The sequence below is a fragment of the Bradyrhizobium zhengyangense genome, assembly GCF_022012435.1.
Taxonomy (GTDB): domain Bacteria; phylum Pseudomonadota; class Alphaproteobacteria; order Rhizobiales; family Xanthobacteraceae; genus Bradyrhizobium; species Bradyrhizobium zhengyangense.
Window position 1 is genome coordinate 25,010 of record NZ_JAKLUA010000002.1, and the last position, 25,736, is coordinate 50,745.

At 63.8% G+C, this 25,736-nt stretch carries 22 protein-coding genes and 1 pseudogene; 19 read left to right on the top strand and 4 right to left on the bottom strand.

The window, feature by feature from the left end; all coding sequences use genetic code 11:
* Positions 1–414 (bottom strand): annotated as a pseudogene (locus L6637_RS08505) (ribosomal maturation YjgA family protein); the annotation flags it as partial.
* Positions 415–492: 78 nt separating this feature from the next.
* Here L6637_RS08505 and L6637_RS08510 point away from each other — a divergent pair.
* The 10 genes from L6637_RS08510 (at position 493) to L6637_RS08555 (ending at position 14,662) form a co-directional block, all read left to right on the top strand.
* Entirely contained in the window at positions 493–1,824 is a 1,332-nt protein-coding gene (locus L6637_RS08510; RefSeq protein WP_237866499.1) for an MFS transporter, read from the top strand.
* A 243-nt stretch (positions 1,825–2,067) separates the two neighbouring features.
* Positions 2,068–3,174: an efflux RND transporter periplasmic adaptor subunit gene (locus tag L6637_RS08515; RefSeq protein ID WP_237870077.1), complete on the top strand. Its 1,107-nt coding sequence runs from the start codon at positions 2,068–2,070 to the stop codon at positions 3,172–3,174.
* Positions 3,175–3,395: 221 nt separating this feature from the next.
* Positions 3,396–6,533, top strand: coding sequence for an efflux RND transporter permease subunit (locus L6637_RS08520; protein WP_237866496.1), 3,138 nt, complete (start codon positions 3,396–3,398; stop codon positions 6,531–6,533).
* Positions 6,534–6,566: 33 nt separating this feature from the next.
* Positions 6,567–7,166: a TetR/AcrR family transcriptional regulator gene (locus L6637_RS08525; protein ID WP_237866495.1), complete on the top strand. Its 600-nt coding sequence runs from the start codon at positions 6,567–6,569 to the stop codon at positions 7,164–7,166.
* Positions 7,167–7,343: 177 nt separating this feature from the next.
* Positions 7,344–7,967, top strand: a complete 624-nt coding sequence (locus tag L6637_RS08530; protein WP_237870079.1) for a flavin reductase family protein — start codon at positions 7,344–7,346, stop codon at positions 7,965–7,967.
* Positions 7,968–8,180: 213 nt separating this feature from the next.
* On the top strand, positions 8,181–10,448 hold the full coding sequence (locus tag L6637_RS08535) for an acyl-CoA dehydrogenase (RefSeq protein ID WP_237870081.1): 2,268 nt from the start codon (positions 8,181–8,183) through the stop codon (positions 10,446–10,448).
* Positions 10,448–11,731, top strand: a complete 1,284-nt coding sequence (locus L6637_RS08540; RefSeq protein WP_237866492.1) for an acetyl-CoA C-acetyltransferase — start codon at positions 10,448–10,450, stop codon at positions 11,729–11,731. Before L6637_RS08535 ends, L6637_RS08540 begins: the two co-directional genes overlap by 1 nt.
* Before the next feature lie 2 nt (positions 11,732–11,733).
* The gene (locus L6637_RS08545; protein WP_237866491.1) at positions 11,734–13,830 is read left to right on the top strand and encodes a 3-hydroxyacyl-CoA dehydrogenase NAD-binding domain-containing protein; all 2,097 of its coding nucleotides are present in this window, start codon (positions 11,734–11,736) and stop codon (positions 13,828–13,830) included.
* A 7-nt stretch (positions 13,831–13,837) separates the two neighbouring features.
* On the top strand, positions 13,838–14,248 hold the full coding sequence (locus tag L6637_RS08550) for an acyl-CoA thioesterase (RefSeq protein ID WP_237866490.1): 411 nt from the start codon (positions 13,838–13,840) through the stop codon (positions 14,246–14,248).
* Positions 14,249–14,470: 222 nt separating this feature from the next.
* Positions 14,471–14,662, top strand: coding sequence for a hypothetical protein (locus L6637_RS08555; RefSeq protein ID WP_237866489.1), 192 nt, complete (start codon positions 14,471–14,473; stop codon positions 14,660–14,662).
* Positions 14,663–14,786: 124 nt separating this feature from the next.
* On the opposite strand, the gene L6637_RS08560 is transcribed toward L6637_RS08555, so the two are convergent.
* The gene (locus L6637_RS08560) at positions 14,787–15,179 is read right to left on the bottom strand and encodes a nuclear transport factor 2 family protein (RefSeq protein ID WP_237870083.1); all 393 of its coding nucleotides are present in this window, start codon (positions 15,177–15,179) and stop codon (positions 14,787–14,789) included.
* Between the two features lie 155 nt (positions 15,180–15,334).
* Here L6637_RS08560 and L6637_RS08565 point away from each other — a divergent pair, with 155 nt between their 5' ends.
* The gene (locus L6637_RS08565) at positions 15,335–16,009 is read left to right on the top strand and encodes an HAD family hydrolase (RefSeq protein WP_237866487.1); all 675 of its coding nucleotides are present in this window, start codon (positions 15,335–15,337) and stop codon (positions 16,007–16,009) included.
* 107 nt (positions 16,010–16,116) lie between these two features.
* On the top strand, positions 16,117–16,962 hold the full coding sequence (locus L6637_RS08570; protein ID WP_237866485.1) for a DeoR/GlpR family DNA-binding transcription regulator: 846 nt from the start codon (positions 16,117–16,119) through the stop codon (positions 16,960–16,962).
* A gap of 4 nt (positions 16,963–16,966) precedes the next feature.
* On the opposite strand, the gene L6637_RS08575 is transcribed toward L6637_RS08570, so the two are convergent.
* Both L6637_RS08575 and L6637_RS08580 read right to left on the bottom strand, forming a co-directional pair.
* The gene (locus tag L6637_RS08575; protein ID WP_237866483.1) at positions 16,967–17,383 is read right to left on the bottom strand and encodes a type II toxin-antitoxin system VapC family toxin; all 417 of its coding nucleotides are present in this window, start codon (positions 17,381–17,383) and stop codon (positions 16,967–16,969) included.
* Complete coding sequence (locus L6637_RS08580) at positions 17,383–17,634, bottom strand: type II toxin-antitoxin system prevent-host-death family antitoxin (RefSeq protein ID WP_237866482.1); 252 nt, start codon at positions 17,632–17,634, stop codon at positions 17,383–17,385. Before L6637_RS08580 ends, L6637_RS08575 begins: the two co-directional genes overlap by 1 nt.
* Positions 17,635–17,902: 268 nt before the next feature.
* Between L6637_RS08580 and glpD the strand changes: the two genes are divergently transcribed.
* The 7 genes from glpD to L6637_RS08615 all read left to right on the top strand — a co-directional run bounded on the left by glpD (position 17,903) and on the right by L6637_RS08615 (position 25,601).
* Positions 17,903–19,453 carry a glycerol-3-phosphate dehydrogenase gene (glpD, locus tag L6637_RS08585; RefSeq protein ID WP_237866481.1) on the top strand — a complete coding sequence of 517 codons (1,551 nt, stop codon included), beginning with the start codon at positions 17,903–17,905 and terminating at the stop codon, positions 19,451–19,453.
* Positions 19,450–20,526 (top strand): ABC transporter ATP-binding protein, encoded by a 1,077-nt coding sequence (locus tag L6637_RS08590; RefSeq protein WP_237870085.1) that lies wholly within the window; start codon positions 19,450–19,452, stop codon positions 20,524–20,526. The genes glpD and L6637_RS08590 overlap by 4 nt, the downstream gene beginning before the upstream one ends.
* A gap of 12 nt (positions 20,527–20,538) precedes the next feature.
* Complete coding sequence (locus L6637_RS08595; protein WP_237870087.1) at positions 20,539–21,624, top strand: ABC transporter ATP-binding protein; 1,086 nt, start codon at positions 20,539–20,541, stop codon at positions 21,622–21,624.
* Positions 21,624–22,598: a carbohydrate ABC transporter permease gene (locus L6637_RS08600; protein WP_237866477.1), complete on the top strand. Its 975-nt coding sequence runs from the start codon at positions 21,624–21,626 to the stop codon at positions 22,596–22,598. The genes L6637_RS08595 and L6637_RS08600 overlap by 1 nt, the downstream gene beginning before the upstream one ends.
* Positions 22,598–23,404 carry a carbohydrate ABC transporter permease gene (locus L6637_RS08605; protein ID WP_237866476.1) on the top strand — a complete coding sequence of 269 codons (807 nt, stop codon included), beginning with the start codon at positions 22,598–22,600 and terminating at the stop codon, positions 23,402–23,404. Before L6637_RS08600 ends, L6637_RS08605 begins: the two co-directional genes overlap by 1 nt.
* A 10-nt stretch (positions 23,405–23,414) precedes the next feature.
* Positions 23,415–23,744 carry a DUF2160 domain-containing protein gene (locus L6637_RS08610; RefSeq protein ID WP_237866475.1) on the top strand — a complete coding sequence of 110 codons (330 nt, stop codon included), beginning with the start codon at positions 23,415–23,417 and terminating at the stop codon, positions 23,742–23,744.
* A gap of 75 nt (positions 23,745–23,819) precedes the next feature.
* A complete protein-coding gene (locus tag L6637_RS08615) occupies positions 23,820–25,601 on the top strand; it encodes an ABC transporter substrate-binding protein (RefSeq protein ID WP_237866473.1) in 1,782 nt (593 codons plus the stop codon).
* The last annotated feature ends 135 nt before the right edge of the window (positions 25,602–25,736 follow it).

The following is a 25,736-nucleotide window of genomic DNA, read 5'->3' on the forward strand; positions in this document are numbered from 1 at the left end:
GCGCGCGACCAGCCGATCGATCCAAACGCCGCACGCGATCCCAATCGCATACGCCAGCACATTCCACAGCGAGAAAATCCGTCCCAACAACAACGCGCCGGCCGTTGTCAGCCGGAACGCATCGAGCCACGGCGTGTGCACCAGCCGCGAAAACTCGACCGCGATCGCGATCACCATCGCGATCGCCGCAAGCTGCGTCCGCGTCAGCTGCGGCAGCAAAACCCCGACCAACAGAAACACCATCGTCGCCCACAACAGCGAGCCGCCGTATTTCACCATGAAGGCGGGCAGGCCTAGCTGAAAGCCGTACCAGCGCAAGGAGAGGCCGCAGGCGATCACGACCAGCGCCAGGGCGGCGCGCATCAGCGATGCCTGGAGCGGTGCAACGGTGTTGGCCGGTTGCGTCCCGTGCATTGCTTGCTCCATTGACTCTTTGTCCGCGATGCTGAAAACCGCAATCAGCCCACAAAAGCAACAACCCCGGGGGAAGCGATGAGCCAGACCACGACTTATGCCGGTTCGGCCGGTATCACCAAGAGCGAAATCGAGACCTCGACGATCCGCGCCATCTCCTGGCGCCTGATTCCGTTCCTGGTGCTGGCCTACTTTTTCTCCTATCTCGATCGCGTCAATCTCGGCTTCGCCGCGCTGACCATGAACGCCGAGCTGAAGTTCACCCCGCTGATCTTCTCCTGGGGCGCCGGCATCTTCTTCATCGGCTATTTCATCTTCGAGGTGCCGAGCAACCTCGCGCTGGAAAAGTTCGGCGCCAGCCGCTGGATCGCCCGTATCATGGTGACCTGGGGCATCATTTCGGCGCTGATGGCGCTGGTGAGCGGCGTGACCAGCTTCTACGTCCTACGCTTCCTGCTCGGCGTGGCGGAAGCCGGCTTCTTCCCCGGCATCATCCTCTATCTCACCTACTGGTATCCGGCCGAATATCGCGGTCGTTTCCTTGCGGCCTTCGCGATCGCCGTTCCTGTTTCGACCGTGATCGGCGCGCCGATCTCGGGCCTCCTGCTCGGGCTCGACGGCGTCATGGGACTGAAGGGCTGGCAGTGGCTGTTCATTCTCGAGGGGATCCCCTCGATGCTGCTCGGCATCGTCACCTGGTTCTACCTCACCGACAAGCCGGAGAAGGCGGACTGGCTCTCGGCCGAGCAGAAGGCCTGGCTCAAGGCGAAGCTCGATTCGGAGATCGCGGCCAAGCAGGCGGTGAAGCACTTCTCGCTCGGTGAAGCCCTGTCCTCGCCGAAGGTGATCGCACTCAGCCTGATCTATTTCGGCTTCGTCGGCGCGCTCTATGGCATGCAGTTCTGGCTGCCGCAGATCGTCAAGGCGTTCGGCCTCACCAACGCCCAGACCGGCTTCGTGACCGCAATCCCCTATGTGTTCGGTACGATCGCCATGATCCTATGGGCCCGGCATTCGGACTCAACGCGCGAGCGCGTGATACATGTCGGCGTGCCCATGATCCTGATCGCGATCGCGCTCGCCATCTCCAGCTATCTCACCGATCCCACAATGACGATGGTGGCGCTGACCTTCGCCGCGATCGGCGTGTTCTGCGTCTTCGGCGTGTTCTGGACCTTGCCGACCGCCTGGCTGTCAGGCACGGCAGCTGCCGGCGCCATCGCGCTGATCAATTCGATCGGCAATCTCGCAGGCTTCGGCGGCCCCTACCTGATCGGCTGGGTCAAGGAAGCAACAGGGCAGACCTCGACCGGCCTGTTGGTGCTTGCCGTGCTGCCGCTCCTCGCCGGCATCCTGGTCTTCATCGGCGGCCACGAGACCAAGCACGAATTCGCCGACCAGGGGCGGTAAGGGCAGTCTCGTAGGGTGGGAGAAAGGCGCGCTCTTCGCGCGCCGTGCCCACGATCTCTTCCGATAGGCCCAAGGGCATGGACACGCTACCCTTTGGCCACCCTACGATAGCACCTTCCTGGTAATCTCCTTCTGATCCTTACCACCCCTTAACGATCACGCATTCCTGATGACTGACGATTATTGACTTTTATCAGTGATTATTCGACATTCCTCTCATCGCAGACGCAGGAGTGTCCCCCGATGTTCGTTCGGTCGGTTTTGTCCAGCTATTCCAGGCTCTTGGCAGGTATGTCGCTGGCCCTGATGGCCGCGGCGCTGGCCGGATGCAACGATTCCGTGGCGCAAAAAGCCGAGCCGCCGCGGCCGGTTCTGGTCGCCACAGCGCATTATGATGCCGAGACCCCGGAGCGCAGCTTCGTCGGCACCATCAAGCCCCGGATCGAGAGCGACCTCGGCTTTCGCGTCGCCGGCAAGGTCGCGAAACGCCTTGTTGAGGTCGGCCAGACCGTGGAAGTCGGCCAGGCACTCGCCACCCTCGACGAGGTCGATCTGAAGCTCCAGGCCGAGCAGGCGGTCGCCGAGCAGACCGCTGCGACCGGTGTGCTTGCCCAGGTTGCCGCAGCCGAGCAGCGCGCCAAGGATCTGAAAGCCAAGGGCTGGACCACGGACGCTGCGATGGATTCGAGCCGCGCCGCAGCTGACGAAGCCCGTGCGCGCCTTGACCGTGCCATCCGCTCGGTCGAGTTGACCAAGAATTCCCTTTCCTACGCGACGCTCAACGCCGACGCCCGTGGCGTCGTCACCGCGACGCTGATCGAGCCCGGCCAGGTGGTCGCCGCGGGCCAGGCTTCGATCCGTGTCGCCCGCTTTGCCGAAAAGGAAGCGGTCGTCGCGATCCCTGAGACGCTGGTCGGACGCGCCAAGTCGGGCGTCGCCAGCGTCACTCTTTGGTCGGAGCCGGACAAGAAATACGCCGCGAAGCTGCGCGAGATTGCGCCTGCTGCCGATCCGGCCACGCGCACCTATCTCGCAAAATTCTCGCTGCCCGAGGCCGGCGACAAGGTCGCGCTCGGCATGACGGCGACGCTGACGCTGTCGGACGCCGCCACCGAGCGCGTCGCGCGGCTGCCGCTGTCGGCGCTGTTCAACGAAGGCGGCAAGTCGTCCTTCTTCGTCGTCGACGACAACGGCGCGGTTTCGCTGAAGCCGGTTGCGGTGAAGGCGTACGACAGCAACGACGTCATCATCACTGGGGGTGTCGACGAGGGCGCCAAGATCGTCACACTCGGCGTGCAGAAGCTCGATCCCGGCCAGAAGGTGCGGGTCGTGTCGGCGCTGTCTTTCTAACTACCGTTGTTCCGGGATCGCCCTGCGGGCGCCCCGGAATGACAGGAGAAGCGAGCTACGTCGTGTGAGGTGAGCTTCTGCCTTTGCCCCTACGCAAAGGCTGAAGCGGCGAAGCGATCCAGAACCTGCCCAGCCCCCTGGATTGCTTCGCTGCCTCGCGACGACGGTTTGAACAGAGCGGCTGTCGTTTTGGCAATTGGATCGATTTTCCGGAGAGTGCGATGAAGCGCTTCAACCTTTCGGCCTGGGCCGTCAGCCATCCGACGCTGGTCCTGTTCCTGATGCTCGTGCTCGGCGTCGCCGGCTTCTTCTCCTATCAGAAGCTCGGCCGCGCCGAAGATCCGTTCTTCACCGTGAAGGTCGTCAACGTTTCCGTGCTTTGGCCGGGCGCGACCGCACAGGAGATGCAGGCCCAGGTCGCCGATCCCATCGAGAAGAAGATCCAGGAGCTGCCTTATTTCGAGAAGGTGCAGACCTATTCCAAGCCCGGCTTCACCGCGCTCCAGGTCACCTTCCGCGATTCCACGCCGCCGAAGGACGTGCCGTATCTCTTTTATCTGCTGCGCAAGAAGCTGGTCGACGTTCAGGGCCAGCTGCCCGCAGGGATTCTCGGACCCGTCGTCAACGACGAGTTCTCCGACGTCGATTCCATCCTCTACATGATGACCGGCGACGGCGCCGACTACGCCCAGCTCAAGAAGGTCGCCGAAGGTTTTCGCCAGCGCCTCCTTAAGGTGCCTGGCGTCACCAAGGTCGATATGTACGGCAATCAGGATGAGCGCATCTACGTCGAGTTTTCGCATGCCAAGCTCGCCACCCTCGGCATCACGCCGCAGGCGCTGTTCGATTCGCTGGCCAAGCAGAACAACGTGACGCCGGCCGGTACGGTCGAGACCTCGTCGCAGCGCGTGCCGCTGCGTGTCACCGGCGCGCTCGACGGCGCCAAGGCCGTGGCCGAGACGCCGGTCGAGAGCAACGGCCGCGTGTTCCGCCTCGGCGACATCGCCACCGTCACGCACGGCTATGTCGATCCGCCGAGCTTCGTCGTGCGCCAGGAAGGTAAGTCCGCAATCGGCATCGGCGTCGTCACGGCCAAGGGCGCCAACATCCTCGAGCTCGGCAAGGACGTCGAGAAGGCGACCGCAGATTTCATGAAGGCGGTGCCGCAGGGCATCGATGTCTCGCTGATCGCCGATCAGCCCAAGGTGGTCGAGCACGCCGTCGGCGAGTTCGTGCACTCCTTCATGGAAGCGCTCGCGATCGTGCTGTTCGTCTCGTTCCTAGCGCTCGGCTGGCGTACCGGTATCGTGGTCGCGATGTCCGTGCCCTTGGTGCTCGGTATCGTCTTCATAGTCATGAATTCGATGTCGCTCGATCTGCACCGCATCTCGCTCGGTGCGCTGATCATCGCGCTCGGACTTCTCGTGGATGATGCCATCATCGCGGTCGAGATGATGGTGGTGAAGATGGAGCAGGGCTGGGACCGCATGCGTGCGGCGTCCTTTGCCTGGGAATCCACCGCGTTTCCGATGCTCACGGGTACGCTGGTCACGGCCGCTGGCTTCCTCCCCATCGGCTTTGCCAATTCGGCGGTCGGCGAATATGCCGGCAGCATCTTCTGGATCGTGGCGATCGCGCTGGTCGCCTCCTGGTTCGTGGCGGTGATCTTCACGCCCTATATCGGCGTCAAGCTGCTGCCGGAGATAAAGGTGCATCACAATCACGATCCGCATGCGGTTTACGAGACCCGGATGTACCGCGGCTTGCGCGCCATCGTGCAATGGTGCGTCAATCATCGCATCACCGTGGTGGTCGCGACCGTCGGCGTGTTCGTCGCTTCCATCGTCGGCTTCGGTCATGTCCAGCAGCAGTTCTTCCCGCTGTCGGAACGGCCCGAGCTGTTCCTCCAGTTGCGCCTGCCCGAGGGCACGGCCTTCAACGTTACCGAGAAGGCCGTGAAGAAGGCCGAGACGCTTCTGAAGGACGACAAGGATATCGAGACCTATACGTCTTATGTCGGCCAGGGCTCGCCGCGCTTCTGGCTCGGCCTCAACCCGCAGCTGCCGAACGAGTCCTTCGCCGAGATCGTCATCGTCGCCAAGGGCGTCGAGGCGCGCGAACGGGTCAAGGCCAAGATCGAGGGTGCGGTTGCCGATGGCATGCTGACGGAGGCGCGTGTGCGCGTCGACCGCTTCAATTTCGGCCCCCCCGTCGGCTTCCCCGTGCAGTTCCGCGTGATCGGGCCTGACGCGAACAAGGTGCGCGAGATCGCCTATCAGGTTCGCGACGTCATGCGCGAGAACAAGAACGTCAAGGACGTCCAGCTCGACTGGAACGAGCAGTCGCCCTACCTCAAGCTCGTCGTCGATCAGGACCGTGCCCGTGCCATGGGCCTGACCCCGCAGGACGTCTCGCAGGCGCTGTCGATGCTGATCTCCGGCGCGCAGGTCACGACCGTGCGTGACGGCATCGAGAAGGTCGGCGTGGTCGCCCGTGCGATTCCGTCCGAACGTCTCGACCTCGGCGGGGTCGGCGATCTCACCATCACCTCGAAGAACGGCGTTGCCGTGCCGCTGCAGCAGATCGCCAAGATCGAATATGCCCACGAGGAACCGATCATGTGGCGGCGCAACCGCGACATGGCGATCACCGTGCGCTCCGACGTCGTCGACGGCGTGCAGGCGCCTGACGTCACCAACCAGATCACGCCGAAGCTTCAGGCGATCAAGGACAGCCTCGAGCCGGCCTACCGCATCGAGCCGGGTGGCGCCTTCGAGGAATCCGCCAAGGGCAATGCCTCGATCTTCATCCTCTTCCCGGTGATGGTCATGGTGATGCTGACGCTGCTGATGATCCAGTTGCAGAGCTTCTCGCGCCTGACGCTGGTATTCCTCACCGCGCCGCTCGGCATCGTCGGTGCCTCGCTCGGTCTGAATGTCGCCAACCAGCCGTTCGGCTTCGTGGCGCTGCTCGGCCTGATCGCGCTCGCCGGCATGATCATGCGCAACACGGTCATCCTGGTCGACCAGATCGAGACCGACGTCTCGCACGGCCTGACCCGCCGCGAGGCGATCGTGGAGGCGACCGTCCGCCGCGCCCGTCCGGTGGTGCTGACGGCGCTTGCCGCCATCCTCGCCATGATACCGCTGTCGCGTTCGGCCTTCTGGGGCCCGATGGCGATCACCATCATGGGCGGCCTGTTTGTCGCGACCTTCCTGACGCTGCTGTACCTGCCGGGCCTCTATGCTCTGTGGTTCAGGAAGAGCCTGGACGAAGCCGGCACGCCGGAACAGCCTGCCGCGCCGCAGCATGGGAGCGATGACCAGCACGCAATTCCGCTTGCTGAGGCGGCTGAATAAATGAGAAGACTAGCGATGGACGAGTCCTGACACATGACATTGGTTGCGGAACATATCGAAGGCGACACCCGGGATCGTATTCTCGAGGTGGCCGAGCGGCTGTTCCGCCAGATCGGTTATCAAAAGACCACGGTCGGGGACATCGCCAAAGAGCTCCGGATGAGCCCCGCCAATGTCTATCGCTTCTTCGAATCGAAGAAGGCGATCCACCAGGCGGTGGCGCAGAGCCTGATGGGCGAGGTCGAGCTCGAGGCGCAGCGGATCGTGGCCAAGCCCGGTCCGGTCAAGGAGCGCTTTCGTGAGCTGCTCACCACCGTCCATCGCATGAACACCGAGCGTTATGTCGGCGATTCCAAGCTGCACGAGATGGTCGAGATCGCGATGGAGGAGGATTGGGAGGTTTGCGTGGCCCATATCCATCGCGTCACCGAGGCCATCGGCGCGGTGATTGCCCAAGGCGTGGCCTCAGGCGATTTCGAGGCGCCCGATCTGCCGCTCGCCGCGCTCTGCACCTGCACCGCGATGATCCGGTTCTTCCACCCCCAGATGATCGCCCAGGCCGACAACAAGCCGGGCCCGACCATCGACCAGATGATCGATTTTGTCATCGCCGGTCTGTCCCCGCGCCACTGACGGGGCGGAGCTTTTCCCATATAAGCAAGCTGACCGCGCCGGACTGACCGGCTGGCGGTGTGCGACGACGGATCAACAAATTCCGTCATTGCGAGCGCAGCGAAGCAATCCAGATTGTCTCCGCGGAGGGATTCTGGATTGCTTCGCTGCGCTCGCAATGACGAAAGGAAGCAGCGCGTGACCGAGAAAGACCTGCATTTCTACGAACCCTCCAAGGGCCACGGCCTCAAGCACGATCCCTTCAATGCCATCATCGCGCCGCGGCCGATCGGCTGGATCTCCTCGCGCGACGCCAAGGGCCACGTCAATCTGGCGCCCTACAGCTTCTTCAACGCGTTCGCTTATGTGCCGCCGATCATCGGCTTCTCCTCCACCCACTGGAAAGACTCGGTCGAGAACATCCAGCAGACGGGCGAGTTCGTCTGGAATCTCGCCACCAAGGATCTTGCCAAGCAAATGAACGCCACCGCCGCGCATGTCGCGCCCGAAGTCGATGAGTTCAAGCTCGCAGGGTTGACCGCAGTCCCGGGCAAGCTCGTCAACGTGCCGCGCGTCGGCGAGAGCCCGGTCGCCTTCGAGTGCAAGGTGTCCGATATCATCCGCCTCAAGGGTGCCGACGGCAGGGAGGCGAATGCCTGGCTGACCCTCGGCGAGGTCGTCGCCGTCCACATCGACAAGGCCATGATCAAGGACGGCGTCTACCAGACCGCGGCAGCCCGCCCGATCATGCGCGCGGGGCGCCGCGGCGACTATTTCGAGATTCAGCCGGAAAACATGTTCGAGATGGTCCGGCCGGATTAAGGCACTCCGTCATTCCGGGGCGCGCCGTCAGGCGCGAGCCCCGGAATGACGCTTCCCCCCTCCCGGAACTGCCCGCGCGCCCCGACCGTTATGGTCCCCGGGGGCGGCCGCCCGGCCGCGTCAATTCGCATCCTTTTGCAGGCGAAGTCTTCACGCCTCGCGGCCATTTTCCGCTAAAATGACCTGTCACCGCGCCGTTGCATGAGGTCCGCCATGAGCTTCCGCCGCGACACCTTCACCAAGCCGATCTTCTCCTGGGCCCGCGGCGTGCTGCCGGCGATGTCCGACACCGAGCGTGAGGCGCTGGCGGCCGGCGACGTCTGGTGGGACGCTGACCTCTTCACGGGCAACCCCGACTGGTCGAAGCTCCTCAAGATCCCGCAGGCGACATTGACCGCCGAGGAGCGGGCCTTCCTCAACGGTCCCGTCGATGAGCTCTGCGCCATGCTCGACGAGTGGAAGATCTTTTGGGAGTGGCGCGACCTGCCGCAGGACGCCTGGGCATTCATCAAGCGCGAGAAATTCTTCGGCATGATCATTCCGAAGGAATTCGGCGGCCTCGGCTTCTCGCCCTATGCCCATTCGGAAGTGGTGCGCAAAATCTCGACCCGCTCGATCGCCGCCGCCGTCACCGTGATGGTGCCCAACTCGCTCGGCCCCGGCGAGCTCCTGATGCGCTTCGGAACGAAAGAGCAGCAGGAGCGCTGGCTGCCGCGGCTTGCCGACGGCCGCGACATTCCCTGCTTCGGCCTCACCAGCCCGGAGGCGGGCTCCGATGCCGCCTCGATGGTCGACACCGGCATCATCTGCAAAGGTGTGTTCGAGGGCCGCGAAGTGACGGGCCTCAGGCTGAACTGGCACAAGCGCTACATCACGCTTGGCCCCGTCGCGACGCTGCTGGGTCTCGCCTTCAAGGCTTATGATCCCGATCATCTGGTCGGAAACCAGGAAGAGCTCGGCATCACCGTCGCGCTGATCCCGACAAATCTGCCCGGTGTCCAGATTGGCCACCGCCATCTGCCGTCGATGCAGGTGTTCCAGAACGGTCCGAACTGGGGCCGCGACGTCTTCATTCCGCTCGACTATGTCATCGGCGGTGAGGAGCGGCTGGGCCAGGGCTGGAAGATGCTGATGACGGCGCTTGCCGCCGGCCGCGGCATCTCGCTGCCGTCGCTCTCGGCAGCCGGTGCCGCGTATGCGGCGCGCACGACCGGTGCTTACGCCCGCATCCGCGAGCAGTTCGGCATCTCCATCTCCAAGTTCGAGGGTGTCGAGGAGCCGCTCGCGCGCATCGTCGCCACCGCCTACCAGCTCGACGCGGCGCGGCGGCTCACCTGCGCGGCGCTGAATGCGGGTGTCCATCCCGCCGTGATCTCCGGCATCATGAAGCTGCACGCGACCGAGCGGATGCGCATCGCGATCGACGATGCCATGGACATCCATGGCGGCAAGGCCGTGATCGACGGGCCGCAAAACTATATCGGTAATCTGCATCGCGCCGTGCCCGTGGGCATCACGGTAGAGGGCGCCAACATCCTCACGCGCAACCTCATCATATTCGGGCAGGGCGCGATCCGCGCCCATCCCTATCTGCTCGACGAGATGAACGCGCTTGCGGACACCGACCGCGAGCGCGGGCTTACCGCATTCGACAAGGCGTTCTGGAAACATGTCGGTCACAGCTTTCAGACGCTGTTCCGCGCCTTCGGCCGGAGCTGGAGCTTTGGCGCCTTCGCGCTCGCGCCCGACGCGGGCGATGCGACGCCGTTCTATCGCCAGCTCTCGCGTTACTCCGCGGCGTTTGCGCTCTGCGCCGACATGGCGCTCTTGACGCTCGGCGGCGCGCTCAAGCGCAAGGAGATGCTGTCGGCGCGTTTCGGCGACATCCTTTCCGAGCTGTACCTGCTGTCGGCCGCGCTCAAGCGCTGGCAGGATGAGGGCCGGCAGAAGGAGGATTTTGCCGCGCTGGAATGGTGCATGGCGACCGGCTTCAAGACGATCGAGATCAGGCTCGCGGAGATCCTCGCCAATCTGCCGAACCGCCTCGTTGCCGTCATCCTCAAGCTCGTGGTCCAGCCCTTCGGCGCCCGCGTGCTCGGCCCCTCCGACCGAATCGTGCACCAATGCGCTGGCATCGTGCTCGAGCCGTCGACCGCGCGGGAGCGTCTCACGCCGGATCTCGCCCATGTCGACGACGACAGCGGCTTCGCCCGGCTGGAGCGCGCGTTCAAGCTGGTCGCGGCGACCGACGCCATTGCCAAGCGCATGCGCGCCGCGCATGTGCGGGACTGGAAGGAGGCCGTGACGAAGGGCGTGATCACGCAGGCCGAAGGCGAGCAGCTCGCTTCCGCTCATGCAGCCGTCGCAGGAGTTATCGAGGTCGACGATTTTGCGCCGGAGGCGCTGTCGCCGATTTACAGGAAAACCGGCGACGTGCATCAGTTCTTCCAGGAACTCGGAGAACAGAGGGCGGCGAGCTGATGGCACGACCGGTATTCATCGTCGACGGCAGCCGGACGCCGTTTTTGAAAGCGCGCTCCGGGCCCGGCCCGTTCACGCCTGTCGATCTCGCCGTGCAATGCGGCCGGCCGCTTTTGGCGCGCCAGCCGTTTGCGTCCAGCGACTTTGACCAGGTCATTCTCGGCTGCGTCAACGTCATTGCCGACGAAATGAACCCGGCGCGCGTCGCCGCGCTCCGGCTTGGCATGGGCGAAGACATGGTTGCCTTCACCATGCAGATCAACTGCGGCTCCGGCATGCAATCGATCGACACGGCCTATCGCTACATCCGCGAGGGCCATGCCGACATGATCTTGGCTGGCGGCACCGAGGCGCTCAGCCACGCGCCGCTGGTCTGGCCGAATTCCGGCGTGCGCTGGTTCGCTGGCCTCGCCACGGCCAAAGGCGTAGCCGCGAAGCTCGCCGCCGCGTTCAAGCTGCGGCCGCGCTATCTCAAGCCGATCATCGGCCTTGAGCGCGGGTTGACCGATCCCGTCACCGATCTGAACATGGGCCAGACCGCCGAGGTCGTCGGCCATCTCTTCGGCATCACCCGCGCACAGTCGGACGCCTATGCGGCCGAGAGCCACCGCCGGCTCGCGCATGCGCAGGCCGAGGGCTATCTGAAAGGCGAGGTCGAGACCGCGTTCTCCCGCGACGGCAAGTTCTTCGATCATGACGACGGCGTGCGGCGGGACTCGACGGCCGAGTCGCTCGCGAAACTGAGGCCGGTGTTCGAGCGTCCCTGGGGCCAGGTCACCGCCGGAAATTCCTCGCAGATCACCGACGGTGCGTCCTGGGTAATCCTGGCCTCCGACGCCGCGGTGGCGAAGCACAAGCTGACGCCGAAGGCTGCGATCGTCGACAGCAATTGGGCCGCGCTGGATCCGAGCATCATGGGGCTCGGTCCCGTGATGTCGGCGACGCCGCTCCTGACCCGCAACAATCTTACGCTCCAGGACGTGGAGACCTGGGAATTGAACGAGGCCTTTGCCACGCAAGTGCTCGGCTGCCTCGCCGCCTGGAACGACGAAAAGTTCTGCCGCGCGATTCTCAGGCTCGACGGCGCCGCCGGCGAGATCGATCGTGAAAAGCTCAACGTTGATGGCGGCGCAATCTCGCTTGGCCATCCCGTCGGCACGTCAGGCAACCGCATCGTGCTGCATCTCGTCAATGCCATGAAGCGGCTCGGCACGCGGCGCGGGATTGCGACCGAGTGCATCGGCGGCGGGCTCGGCGGCGCCATGCTGATCGAGGCGGTGTGACCATGGATTCAAAAATCATGACCGCGCTCGGCAATCGCGTGCTCTCGCTCGGGCCCCCGCCTGCAGCAGATGGTCCCTACAAGCACTTCAACCTGACGCGCGATGCCGATGGCGTCGCCTGGCTGCTGTTCGACCGCGCCGATTCCAGCGCCAATACGCTGTCTGCCGACGTGATGGAGGAGTTCGACGCAGCCCTCGCCGCGATCGAGACTGAGCGTCCCGCCGGTCTTGTGATCCGCTCGGCAAAATCGTCCGGCTTCATCGCCGGCGCCGACGTCAACGAATTCCGCGGTGCGTCCGATCCGGAGATGGTCGAAGCGCGGATTCGCGCTGCGCATGCGGTGGTCGATCATCTGGAAGCGCTCAAGCTGCCGACCGTTGCGGTCATTCACGGTTTCTGCCTCGGTGGCGGGCTCGAGGTCGCGCTCGCCTGCCAGTCGCGCATCGCCATCGATGGCGCGCGGTTCGGCTTTCCGGAGGTGATGTTGGGCCTGCATCCCGGCCTCGGCGGCACCGCGCGCTTCACCGCGCTGGTCAACCCTACCCAGTCGATGGCGCTGATGCTGACCGGCCGCACTATCGACGCGCGCCGGGCCAAGGCGCTCGGCCTCGTCGACAGCGTGACGCAGGAGCGTCACGTCAGGGGCGCCGTGAAGGACGTGCTGTTCGGCCGGCTGAAGCGGGCTAAGCCCAGCCTGCTCACCCGCGCGGCCAATCTCGGCCCCGTGCGCGGGCTGCTCGCCAAGCGCATGCGCACCGAGGCGGCGAAGGCGGCGCCACGCGAACATTATCCGGCACCTTACGCGCTGATCGATCTCTGGGAGGCGCATGGCGGCAGCAAGGCCGCGATGCTGAAGGCGGAGCAGGCCTCCTTCGCCAAGCTGATGGTGACGCCGACCGCGCAGAATCTGATCCGCGTATTCTTCCTGCGCGAGCAGATGAAGAAGGCGGCTGGCAGTGGCAACACTGTCAAGCACGTCCACGTCATCGGCGCCGGCGCCATGGGCGGCGACATCGCGGCTTGGGTAGCCGGGCAAGGCTTGCGCGTCTCGCTCGCCGACATGAAGGCCGAGCCGATCGCGGGCGCGGTGAAGCGCGCCGCCGAGCTCTACGGCAAGATCATCCGCAAGCCGACTGAGGTGCGCGACGCGCTCGATCGCCTGATCCCTGATATGGACGGGGAGGGCGTCCGTAACGCCGATCTCATCATCGAGGCGGTGCCGGAAAAGCTCGAGCTCAAGCAGAAAGTCTATGCCGGTCTCGAGCCCAGGATGAAGCCGGGCGCGATCCTGGCGACCAACACGTCGAGCATCCCGCTTCAGGATTTGCGCACCACCCTGGCGCGGCCGGAGCGCCTGGTCGGCCTGCATTTCTTCAATCCGGTGTCGCGGCTGCAGCTGGTCGAGGTCGTCAGCCATGACGGCAACGACGCACAGGTGCTGAAGGAAGCGCTCGCCTTCGTCGGCGCGATCGACCGCCTGCCGCTCGCCGTGAAGAGTTCGCCGGGCTTCCTCGTCAACCGTGCACTGACGCCCTACATGCTGGAAGCCATGGTGATGCTCGACGAGAAGACCGACCAGCGCCTGATCGACGCCGCGGCCGAACAGTTTGGCATGCCGATGGGACCGATCGAGCTGGCCGACCAGGTGGGGCTCGATATCTGCCTCGATGTCGGCGATATGCTGCGCGCCAAGTTCGGCGATTTGCTGCCGCCGACGCCGGCCTGGCTGCGCGAGAAGGTTGCCAAGGGCGAGCTCGGCCGCAAGTCCGGCAAGGGATTTTACACCTGGAAGGATGGCAAGGCGGAGAAGGCGCCATTGCCCGAGACCGGTCCGCGCGTGACCGACCAGATGATCGACCGCCTGGTGCTTCCGATGTCCAATGTCTGCGTCGCAGCGCTGCGGGAAGGCATTGTCGACGATGGCGATGCGGTCGACGGCGCGATGATCTTCGGCACGGGTTATGCCCCGTTCCGCGGCGGTCCCCTGAACTATGCGCGCACGCGCGGCGTGGAAAATATTGTATCCACCTTGCGCGCGCTGGCCGAGCGATTCGGCGAGCGCTTCGCGCCCGATCCGGGCTGGGACAATTTCAAGTGAGACGCTTATGACTGAAAAGTCTGACACCGAGCCGAGCGGCGATCTCTGCATTCGCACGCTGGCGATGCCCGCTGACACCAATGCCAATGGCGACATTTTCGGCGGCTGGCTGCTCAGCCAGATGGATGTCGGCGGCGGCGTGTTCGCCTCGAAGGTCGCGAAGTCGCGCACCGTCACGGTTGCGATCGAGGCGATGAATTTTCGCAAAGCGGTTTATGTCGGCGATCTCGTTTCCGTCTACGCCACTCTCGTGCGGGTCGGCCGCACCTCGATGACCGTCCATCTCGAAGCCTGGGCGCTGCGGCGGCGCGAGCTGCAACCGATCCTCGTGACCGACGGCAATTTCACCTATGTCTCGATCGACGATAACGGCCATCCGCAAGTGATCCAGCGCAACGATCCGCCGATCGCGACGTAACCGCGCGCGGCGTATCGTCCCATTTCACGAAGACTTGCAGGCTCGCGAAACGCGGCACTGATGAGTCAACGCGTCGCTTCTTTGCCAAGAACGGGTCACAAAACGGATGACGTTCAGGCGTACTCAATAGCCCGTCGATTCGGGGTGGAAACGGCCGATTTGCCCTCAGGAACCTTTGGGCAGAACCGTCGTTATTTGCCCGCATTGAGGACTCTACGGGCCATGCCGGACAGCTACATCATCGAAGTTAATTCAGAGACCGCGGGCATCGTCGTTCGCGGTCAGGGCGGCTACTGCTTCTTCGCCTCGTCCCACCAATTCAATCGCCTCGAAGGCCAACTCTTCCGTAACGCCCGCGAAGCCGAACGCGCTGCGCGCAAACTGGTGAATGGCGATGTGAGGGAGGCGGCGTAGTGCCTGCTGGTCGTTCCGGCGCGCAACGCGAGCCCGGAATTGATCACGCTGCAGAAATTGCCGATCAATAGATTCCGCGCCATGCAGATTCCGCGCCCTGCGCGTTCTCGAATGACGCCGACGATCACAACTTTGTCGCGGAGCGTGACAACAGCCTCCACGCGTCGCCCTGTTTCTGCCAGTTCATCAGGATGTGAAGGCTGTTTGCCACTTTCTTTGCGTCGGTCACCATCTCGGCCATCCAGTGGAAGCGCACGATCGCGGCAGGGCCGACGATCTTGATGATCGGATCCTTGTACGCAATCGACAGGAATTTCGTCTTGCCGTCTGTGGCATTGGCGACGAAGGCCGCCTTGTCCTCGAGGAAGCCGTTGGAATGGCTGTAGCTCAGATCGTCCGCGCACAGCGCGCTGAGCGCCTTTGGATCGGCCGCGATCTGGGCGAGGCGAAAGGCCTCGACGTTCTTTGCCACCGCCTCATGGTCCGTCGTGGCAGCATGATCGCGATTCAGTGTCATTACATCCTCCGGTCTTGATCTTGCGCCCACTGTTGCAGCCGAGTGCGACTTTGTCGAGTGGCGCGTGGTCGCCATGCGCCTGCGTCATTGCGCGCGCGAGGCTCTATTGATACGTGTTCGGCATTGATGCGCCGCGCATTCGGGAAAGTGCTGACATGATCGAAACTCTTGGAAGGGCATTGCTGTTCGACATCGACGGCACGCTCGCCAACACCGACCCGCTGCACTTGAAGGCGTTCAACCAGGTGCTGGGGCCGCGCGGGCATGTCTTCGACCACGCGCGCTTCTCGAAGGAGCTGCAGGGCTTCGCCAACGTGTCGATCGGCGAACGCTTCCTGCCTGACGAGACATTGGAGCGCCGCGCCGAGATTCTCGGTGAGAAGGAAGAAGTGTTTCGCGACCTGGTCGCAGGGCAGATCGAACCGTTGCCGGGTCTGATGGCGCTGCTCGACCGCGCGGATGGCGCCGGCGTTCCCATGGTCGCCGTCACCAATGCGCCGCGTCTCAATGCCGAGCTGTTGCTCTCCGGTCTCGGCATCACGCATCGCTTCAAGACACTCGTGATTGGTGATGAATTGCCGTACGGCAAGCCGCATCCGCTGCCCTATCAGGAGGGGTTGCGCTTCGTCGGCGCCAGCGCTGCAGCCTCGATCGCGTTCGAGGATTCGCGCTCCGGCGTGCAGTCGGCCACCGCCGCCGGTATCCCGACCGTCGGGATCCGGACCAGCCTCAGCGATGCTGACCTTGTCGGCGCAGGCGCGATCGCCTCAGCAAGCGCTTTCGACGATCCCACGCTGCTCGGGCGGCTCGCGCGCGCCATGAACTGGTAAGAGATGGCCTGGTAAGAGATCTTCATCCATTAACCGTGATCGGCATGCGCATTGACCGCGCCCGCGAGAAGCCGCACCATGCATCATTCTGACGTGAGGCCATTGCTGTGACCGGATTGACCCATCGCCAAGCCGAAATCCTCAACATCGCCCGCGCCTCCGGCCGCGTCATGGTCGAGGAGCTGGCGCGCCGGTTCGAAGTGTCGGCGCAGACCATCCGCAAGGACCTCAATGATCTCTGCGAGCGCCGATCGCTCACCCGTATCCACGGCGGCGCCATCATCGCCTCCGGCGTGGAAAACCTCGCCTATGAGGCGCGCCGCTTCGTTGCCGCCGACGAGAAGAAGGCGATTGGCGCGGCCGCCGCCTCGCTGATCCCGAACGGCTGCTCGCTCTTCATCAACATCGGCACCACGACCGAGGAGGTGGCGAGCGCGCTGACCTCGCACGAGGATCTGCTGGTCATCACCAACAACCTCAATGTCGCGATGCTGCTCTATCGCCATCCCCGCATCGAGGTCGTGGTCGCCGGCGGCACGGTGCGGCGCGCCGATGGCGCCGTGGTCGGCTCGACCGCGACGCAGCTGATCGGCCAGTTCAAGGTCGACTACGCCATCATCGGCGCCTCCGCGATCGACGAGGAGGGCGCGCTGCTCGACTTCGACTATCGCGAGGTGCAGGTGGCCCAGGCCATCATCGCCAACGCCCGCAGCGTCATGCTGGTCGCCGATTCCACAAAGCTTCGCCGCAGCGCGCCGGTCCGCATCGCCCACATGACCCAGATCCAGACCTTCGTGACCGACCAGGAACTGCCCGAGCGCCTCGCCACCATCTGCCACAGCAAGGGCATCGAGGTGGTGGAAGCGATGCCAAAGGGCGCTGACATCGACGAGAGCCAGGCCGAAGTCCAGGATGCGGCGCCTGAAGCCGCGCCGGTGGTGAGGCTGCGCTAGCGGCTCAGCCCGCGTCCCACGGGTTGAGCAGCGGCACGCCCGTAGGTTCGAAATCCTCCACATTGCGCGTGACAACCGTCAAGCCGTGAACAAGCGCGGTCGCTGCGATGAGAGCGTCGCGTTCAGCCCGTGGGTTGGGGACGTGAAGTTGTGCACAGCGCTGCGCGACTGGCGTATCAATCGCCAGGATTCGCCCTTCGAAGCGAGCCAGAATCTGACCGTCGATCCAGGCGCGCAGGACGGCACCTTGTGCTGCGTCCTTGCGCGCGATCAGGCGTGCGCCAAATTCGATTTCGAGAATCGAGATGGCGGACACGAAGAAGTTCGTTGCAGCAACAGAATTGGCCCAGACGACGACATTGGGATTGGCTTTATCCGGTCGTCGGAGCTCGGAAATGACATTGGTGTCGAGCAGAAACATCAGTCGAGATCGGCGGGCTTGAAGATTTCGCCGGATACGCGAGGCGGATTGAAGTCAAAGTCCGCACTGGTTTGCGCCAGAGCCTCGGCAAGGCTCATGTGTCCGCCGCTCAGACGCAAATAATCCTCGATCGTCAGAAGCACATGGGCCGGGCGACCGCGATCGGTAATGAAGACAGGTCCTTGCGACGCAGCTTTTTTTGCACCGCTGGTGTCCTGATTGAATTCTCGGCTGGTGAGGGTGGTCACCATCGTCAGCACTCCAATTGAGGACGCATCACACGTGCGCAAAGATATGTAGATATGTTGCTACATTCAAGGCTGTAGGCGGCGCCTGCCGTTCAATCGCGCCCGATGCCCGGGAAATCGCCCATCTACCTGCCGATTTTTGCGCCATCTTGATCGGTGGAAAGTTCCATTTTCGCTTTCTTTCGTCTCTCTTTCGTCTTGCTTTCGTTTTGCGGTGTGATCTAATCAAAAACGAAAGCTGCCGCGCGACTGAACGAGCGGTTTCCGGGGGATGCGTCTGTTGGAGCGTATTTTCGACCTCGCCATCATTGGAGGCGGTGTTAACGGTTGCGGCATCGCGCGCGATGCCGTGGGCCGCGGCAACACTGTTTTCCTGTGCGAAATGAACGATCTGGCGAGCGGGACGTCGTCCTGGTCGACCAAGCTGGTGCATGGCGGCCTGCGCTATCTCGAATATTACGAGTTCCGCCTGGTCCGCGAAGCGCTGATCGAGCGCGAGATTCTCTGGGGCATCGCGCCCCACATCATCCGTCCCCTGCGTTTCGTTTTGCCGCATCACGCCGGCCTTCGCCCGGCCTGGCTGCTGCGCCTTGGCCTCTTCCTCTACGATCACATCGGCGGTCGGCATCTGTTGCCGGCGACCCGTTCGCTCGATCTCAGGCGCGACGAGGTCGGCAAGCCGCTGATCCCGAATCGCTACGGCCGCGCATTCGAATATTCCGACTGCTTCGTCGATGACGCCCGCCTGGTTGTGCTCAATGCGCGAGACGCCGCCGACAAGGGCGCCGAGATCCGTACCCGCACCCGTGCGACTGACATCAAGCAGTCCGACGGCGTCTGGACCGTCAGCATGGTCGACACGCTGACCGGCGCGCGCTCGCAGGTCCAGGCGCGTGCCCTGGTCAATGCCGGTGGCCCCTGGGTCGAGGACGTGCTCGGCCGCGGTGCCGGCGTCAACGCGAAAGCCAAGGTGCGCCTGGTGCAGGGCTCGCACATCGTGGTCAAGAAACTCTACGACCACGATCGCGCCTACATGTTCCAGAACGCCGATGGCCGCATCATCTTCGTCATCCCCTATCAGGACGACTTCACGCTGATCGGCACCACCGACCGCGATTATGACGGCGATCCCTCCAAGGTGAAGGCGACGCCGGAGGAGATCGAGTATCTCTGCAAGGCCGCCAGCGAGTATCTCGCCAAGCCCGTGACATCGGAAGACGTGGTCTGGACCTATTCCGGCGTGCGACCGCTTTATGACGACGGCGCCAGCGAAGCCAAGGCCGCGACCCGCGACTATGTGTTCGAGCTCGACACGCCCGGCGGCTCGCCGCTGCTGTCGATCTATGGCGGCAAGATCACGACCTACCGCCGCCTTGCCGAAGAGGCGCTGGAGCGGCTCGCGCCCTATCTTCGCAGTGCGAAGGCGCGCGAAGGCTGGACCGGCAAATGGCCGCTGCCGGGCGGGGACATGGACGTCTCTGCCGTCGATGGTCTGATCGCCGAGCTCCAGCGCGGCTATCCCTTCCTGAGCCATGAGCATGCGCGTCGTCTCGCGCGCGCCTACGGTACCCGCGCCATCAAGCTGCTGGGCGACGCCAAATCGGCGGCCGATCTCGGCCAGGCCTTCGGCGCAACCCTGACCGAACGTGAGGTTCGCTACCTGATGATCAACGAATGGGCGGTGACCGCCGAAGATATCGTTTGGCGCCGCTCCAAGCTCGGTCTGCGGCTGTCTGCCGACGAGATTGCCGCACTGGACGACTGGATCAGCACGCACATTGTATCGCAAAGTCCTCTGCTGGAAGCAGGAGGACGCTCATGAGTGTGACACTCGAGCACGTGACCCGGACCGTCGACGGTATCGAGCATATCCGCGACGTCTCGCTGACTCTCGAGAGCGGCACGCTCAACGTGCTGCTCGGGCCGACGCTGTCTGGCAAGACCTCGATCATGCGGTTGCTCGCCGGCCTCGACAAACCGACCACGGGCAAGGTGCTGGTCAACGGCAAGGACGTCACTGGCATCGACGTGCGCCAGCGTTCGGTCGCAATGGTGTATCAGCAGTTCATCAACTACCCCTCGCTGACAGTCTACGAGAACATTGCCTCGCCGCTGCGCGTGCAGGGCAAGCCGCGCGCGGAGATCGAGACGCGCGTGGCGGAAGCCGCCAGGCTGTTGCGGCTCGAGCCGTTCCTGAAGCGAACGCCGCTCCAACTCTCCGGCGGTCAGCAGCAGCGCACCGCCATGGCGCGCGCGCTGGTAAAGGGTGCCGATCTCGTGCTGCTCGACGAGCCGCTCGCCAATCTCGACTACAAGCTGCGTGAAGAGCTGCGCGCCGAGCTGCCGCGCATCTTCGAGGCATCAGGCGCGATCTTCGTCTATGCCACGACCGAGCCGACCGAGGCGCTGCTGCTCGGCGGCAACACGGTGTGCATGTGGGAAGGCAAGGCGCTCCAGATCGGCGAGACGCCCGGCGTCTACCGCCGTCCCCAGACGCTGCGGGTCGCGCAGGTCTTTTCCGATCCGCCGCTCAACCTCGTCGGCATCGAGAAGAAGAACGGCTCCGTGCAATATGCGGGAGTCATCGCCGCGCCGGCGTCCGGCCTCTATTCCTCGCTCGCCGATGGCGCCTACCGCGTCGGTTTTCGCGCCCACCAGCTTGCGCTCGCCAATGGCGAGACTGACCGCCACGCCTTCCATGCCACTGTCACGGTGACCGAGATCACCGGTTCGGAGAGTTTTGTGCACTTGACCCGCGACGGATCGAACTGGGTTGCGGTGTTGCACGGTGTGCACGAGTTCGAGCCCGGCCAGACCATTGATGCCGTGCTCGATCCCAATGATGTTTTTGTCTTCGACGCGGCTGATCGCCTCGTCGCGGCACCCGGTTCCTGAGGGAGATGCGCCATGGCCCGCATTGACCTCGTCGATCTCGCTCACTCCTACGGCGGCAATGACGCGCCGCAGGAAACCTTTGCGCTGAAGCCGGTCACCATGACCTGGCGGCAGGGCGGCGCCTATGCGCTGCTTGGGCCCTCCGGCTGCGGCAAGACCACGCTGCTCAACGTGATCTCCGGCATCATCACGCCCTCGCGCGGGAAAATCCTGTTCGACGGCCAGGACATCACACCGCTGTCAACGCAGAAGCGCAACATCGCCCAGGTGTTCCAGTTCCCGGTGATCTACGACACCATGACGGTGGGGCAGAACCTGGCGTTTCCGCTGAAGAACCGTGGCGTGCCGAAGGCCGAGATCGACAGACGCGTCGCCGAGATCGGCCGCCTGCTCGACCTCGAACCCTATCTGAACCGCAAGGCGACGCGGCTCACCGCCGACGCCAAGCAGAAGATCTCGCTCGGCCGCGGCCTCGTCCGCTCCGACGTCGCCGCCGTGCTGTTCGACGAGCCGCTGACGGTGATCGATCCCGAATTGAAATGGCAGCTCCGCTCCAAGCTGAAGGCGCTGCATCGCGAGCTCGATCTCACGATGATCTACGTCACCCACGACCAGACCGAGGCGCTGACCTTCGCCGACACCGTCGTCGTCATGCATGACGGCCGCGTGGTGCAGAGCGGCACGCCGGCCGAGCTGTTCGACAAGCCCGCTCACACCTTCGTCGGCTATTTCATCGGCTCCCCCGGCATGAACATCCTGCCGGCCGAAGTGAAGGGGCGCGAGGCCAAGGTCGATGGCCATGTCATTGCGCTGAACCGCAGCTACGACAACCTGCCCGCTGGCGCCAAGATCGAGATCGGCGTGCGTCCGGAATTCGTCGACGCGGTTGCGCCGGCCCCCGGCCTGCTCAGCGCAAGGATCGAGCGCATCGACGACCTCGGCCGCATCCGTTTCGCGCGTGTGCGCCTCGGCGAGGCCAGGATCGCGGCGCGTGCGCCGGCGGGCTTCACCGGCTCCGATGGCAATGCGGGGCTGAAATTCGATCCGGCACACGTCCACGTCTATGCCGACAGCCTTCTGGTGGAAGGAGCCGCCTGATGGACAAGACCGTCAACCAAAAAGCCTGGTTCCTGGTGCTGCCGGTGTTCCTGGTCGTCGCGTTCTCGGCGGTGCTGCCGCTGATGACCGTGGTGAACTATTCGATGCAGGACACCTTCGGCAACAACCAGTTCTTCTGGAACGGCGTCGGCTGGTTCAAGGAATTGCTCGATCCCTCGACCGATCTCGGCGGCCGTTTCCTGGCCTCGCTCGGGCGCAATCTGTTCTTCTCGCTGGTGATCCTTGCGATCGAGGTGCCGCTCGGCATCGTCGTCGCGCTGTCGATGCCGCGGCAGGGCTGGACGGTAGCGGCCTGCCTCGTCACCCTCGCGCTGCCGCTGCTGATTCCGTGGAACGTGGTCGGCACGATCTGGCAGATCTTCGGCCGGCCCGACATCGGCCTGCTCGGCTATACGCTCAACGCGATGGGCATCGACTACAACTACGTGTCCGATGCAGTCGACGCCTGGGTCACCGTCATCGTGATGGACGTCTGGCACTGGACCAGCCTCGTCGCGCTGCTCTGCTACGCCGGCCTGAAGTCGATTCCCGAGGCCTATTACCAGGCCGCCCAGATCGACGGCGCCTCGCGCTGGGCCGTGTTCAAGGCGATCCAGCTGCCGAAGATGAACCGCGTGCTCTTGATCGCGGTGCTGCTGCGCTTCATGGACAGCTTCATGATCTACACCGAGCCTTTCGTCGTCACCGGCGGCGGACCCGGCAACTCGACCACTTTCGTGTCGATCGAGCTGGTCAAGATCGCGCTGGGCCAGTTCGATCTCGGCAAGGCTGCCGCGCTGTCGCTGGTCTACAACCTGATCATCCTGATCGTCTGCTGGATCTTCTACACCGTCATGACCAATGCCGGCGTCGAGCGTAAGGCACAGACGGCGAAGGAGCCGGCGGCGGAGCCCAAGCCCGCAGGCGCGCTCCAGCCCGCGCCCGCACTCACGCCGAAGGAAGGAGTGGCCTGATGCATTCGATTCCCGGCCGCCGCCTCATCATGGGGCTGTTCCTGATCTTCCTGCTGTTGCCGATCTACTGGCTCGTCAACATGAGCTTCAAGACCAACGGCGAGATTATCTCGACGATGACGCTGTGGCCGCACGCCCCGACGCTGCAGCACTACAGGCGCATCTTCACTGACGAGAGCTGGTATTCCGGCTATATAAATTCGCTGGAATACGTCGTTATCAACACCCTGATCTCGATCTCGGTGGCGTTGCCTGCGGCCTATGCGTTCTCGCGCTATCGCTTCCTCGGCGACAAGCATCTGTTCTTCTGGCTGCTGTCGAACCGCATGGCGCCGGCGGCGGTCTATGCGCTGCCGTTCTTCAACCTCTATTCGGCGATCGGCCTGTTCGATACGCCATGGGCGGTTGCGCTCGCGCACTGCATCTTCAACGTGCCGCTGGCGGTGTGGATACTCGAGGGCTTCGTCTCCGGCGTGCCGCGCGAGATCGACGAGACGGCCTTCCTCGACGGCTATTCCTTCCCGCGCTTCTTCGTCCGGATCCTGGTGCCGCTGATTGCAAGCGGTATCGGCGTCGCCGCCTTCTTCTGCTTCATGTTCTCGTGGGTCGAATTGCTGCTGGCGCGCACGCTGACGTCGGTCAATGCCAAGCCGATTGCCGCAGTGATGACGCGCACGGTGTCGGCGGCCGGCATGGATTGGGGCCTGCTGGCGGCGGCCGGCGTGCTCACCATCATTCCGGGCGCGCTCGTGATCTGGTTCGTCCGCAACTACATTGCGCGCGGCTTCGCGCTCGGCCGGGTGTAAGGGGGCAACGATGGAATCCATCGCATGGATGGCCTGGACGCTGCCGACCGCGATCTTCTTTGCGGCGCTGGCTTGCACTCTGGCGGTGATGACCTGGCTCGCCGCCACCTATCCCGAGGCCGAACGTGTCGGGATTCTGCGTATCCCGACCACGCGCGGCGACCGGCTGTTCATCTCGCTGATCGTGGCTGCCGTCATCCATCTGGTGTGGATCGGTCTCGTCGGCACTGACCCGATCGCAACGGTCCCGATCGGAGAGGAGGGATTTGAGATTACGAGCCTGTGGCTCGCAACCGTGATTTCGCTTGTCTCAGGCGCGGTGATTTTTCGCACCGTCTGAGGCAGGCGAGAAAGAGCAGATCCGGGGTCTACCCGGGCCTGGATTTTAGTTTGTCGCTTCAACCGGAGGAAACTAATGCGACACTTGAGAACGACCAAGGCCAGTCTTCTGACCATGAGCAGCGCGGTTGCGCTGATCGCGGCTTCGGTGACGATCGCCGCGCCTGCACGCGCGGACGAAGCCGCCGCCAAGAAGTGGATCGACAGCGAATTCCAGCCGTCGACCCTCTCGAAGGACGACGCACTGAAGGAAATGCAGTGGTTCATCAAGGCCGCTGAACCCTTCAAGGGCATGGAGATCAACGTTGTCTCCGAGACGCTGACCACGCACGAATACGAATCTCGTACGCTGGCGAAGGCGTTCGAGGAAATCACCGGCATCAAGGTCAAGCACGACATCATCCAGGAAGGTGACGTCGTCGAAAAGATCCAGACCCAGATGCAGTCGGGCAAGAACGTCTATGACGGCTGGATCAACGACTCCGACTTCATCGGAACGCACTTCCGCTATGGCCAGGCGGTCGACCTGACCGACTGGATGGCGAAGGACGGCAAGGACGTCACCGACCCGATGCTCGACGTCAACGACTTCATCGGCAAGTCGTTCACGACCGCGCCGAACGGTCACCTCTATCAGCTGCCCGACCAGCAGTTCGCGAACCTCTACTGGTTCCGGTACGATTGGTTCACCAATCCCGACTACAAGGCCAAGTTCAAGGCCAAGTATGGCTACGATCTCGGCGTTCCCGTGAACTGGTCGGCCTATGAAGACATCGCCGAGTTCTTCACCAACGACATCAAGGAAGTCAACGGCGTCCGTGTCTATGGTCACATGGATTACGGCAAGAAGGATCCGTCGCTCGGCTGGCGTTTCACCGACGCCTGGCTGTCGATGGCCGGTAACGGCGACAAGGGCATTCCGAACGGTCTGCCGGTCGACGAATGGGGCATCCGCATGGAAGGCTGCCGTCCCGTCGGCTCGAGCGTCGAGCGCGGCGGCGACGTCAACGGTCCGGCGGCGGTCTATTCGATCGTGAAGTACCTCGACTGGATGAAGAAGTATGCTCCGCCGCAGGCACAGGGCATGACCTTCTCCGAGTCCGGTCCGGTTCCGTCGCAGGGCAATATCGCCCAGCAGATCTTCTGGTACACCGCCTTCACCGCCGACATGGTGAAGCCCGGCCTGCCGGTGATGAACGCGGACGGTACGCCGAAGTGGCGTATGGCCCCGTCGCCGCACGGCTCGTACTGGAAGGACGGCATGAAGCTCGGCTACCAGGACGTGGGATCGGCGACCTTGCTGAAGTCGACCCCGGTCGATCGCCGTAAGGCGGCCTGGCTCTACCTCCAGTTCATCGTCTCCAAGACGGTGTCGCTGAAGAAGAGCCATGTCGGTCTGACCTTCATCCGTGAATCCGACATCTGGGACAAGTCCTTCACGGAACGCGCGCCGAAGCTCGGCGGCCTGATCGAGTTCTACCGCTCGCCCGCGCGCGTGCAGTGGACCCCGACCGGCAACAACGTGCCTGACTATCCGAAGCTCGCTCAGCTCTGGTGGCAGAACATCGGTGATGCGTCGTCCGGTGCGAAGACGCCGCAGGCGGCGATGGATGCGCTGGCAGCCGCTCAGGACTCGGTCATGGAGCGTCTCGAGAAGTCGGGCGTGCAGGGTGCCTGCGGTCCGAAGCTCAACAAGAAGGAGACCGCCGAGTACTGGTTCGCCAAGTCGGCCAAGGACGGCAACATCGCTCCGCAGCGCAAGCTCGCGAACGAGAAGCCGAAGGGCGAAACCGTCGACTACGACACGCTGATCAAGTCGTGGCCGGCCTCGCCGCCGAAGCGCGCCGAAGCGAAGTAATTCGCGAGACATCATGATGGCCGGGCTCGTCCCGGCTATCCATGAAAGCAGGAGGCCGGGAGCAATCCCGGCCTTTTGTCTTATTGGCTATTGCCTTATCGGCGGTGGTGATCTGAATTGGCCAAGATCCGGTCC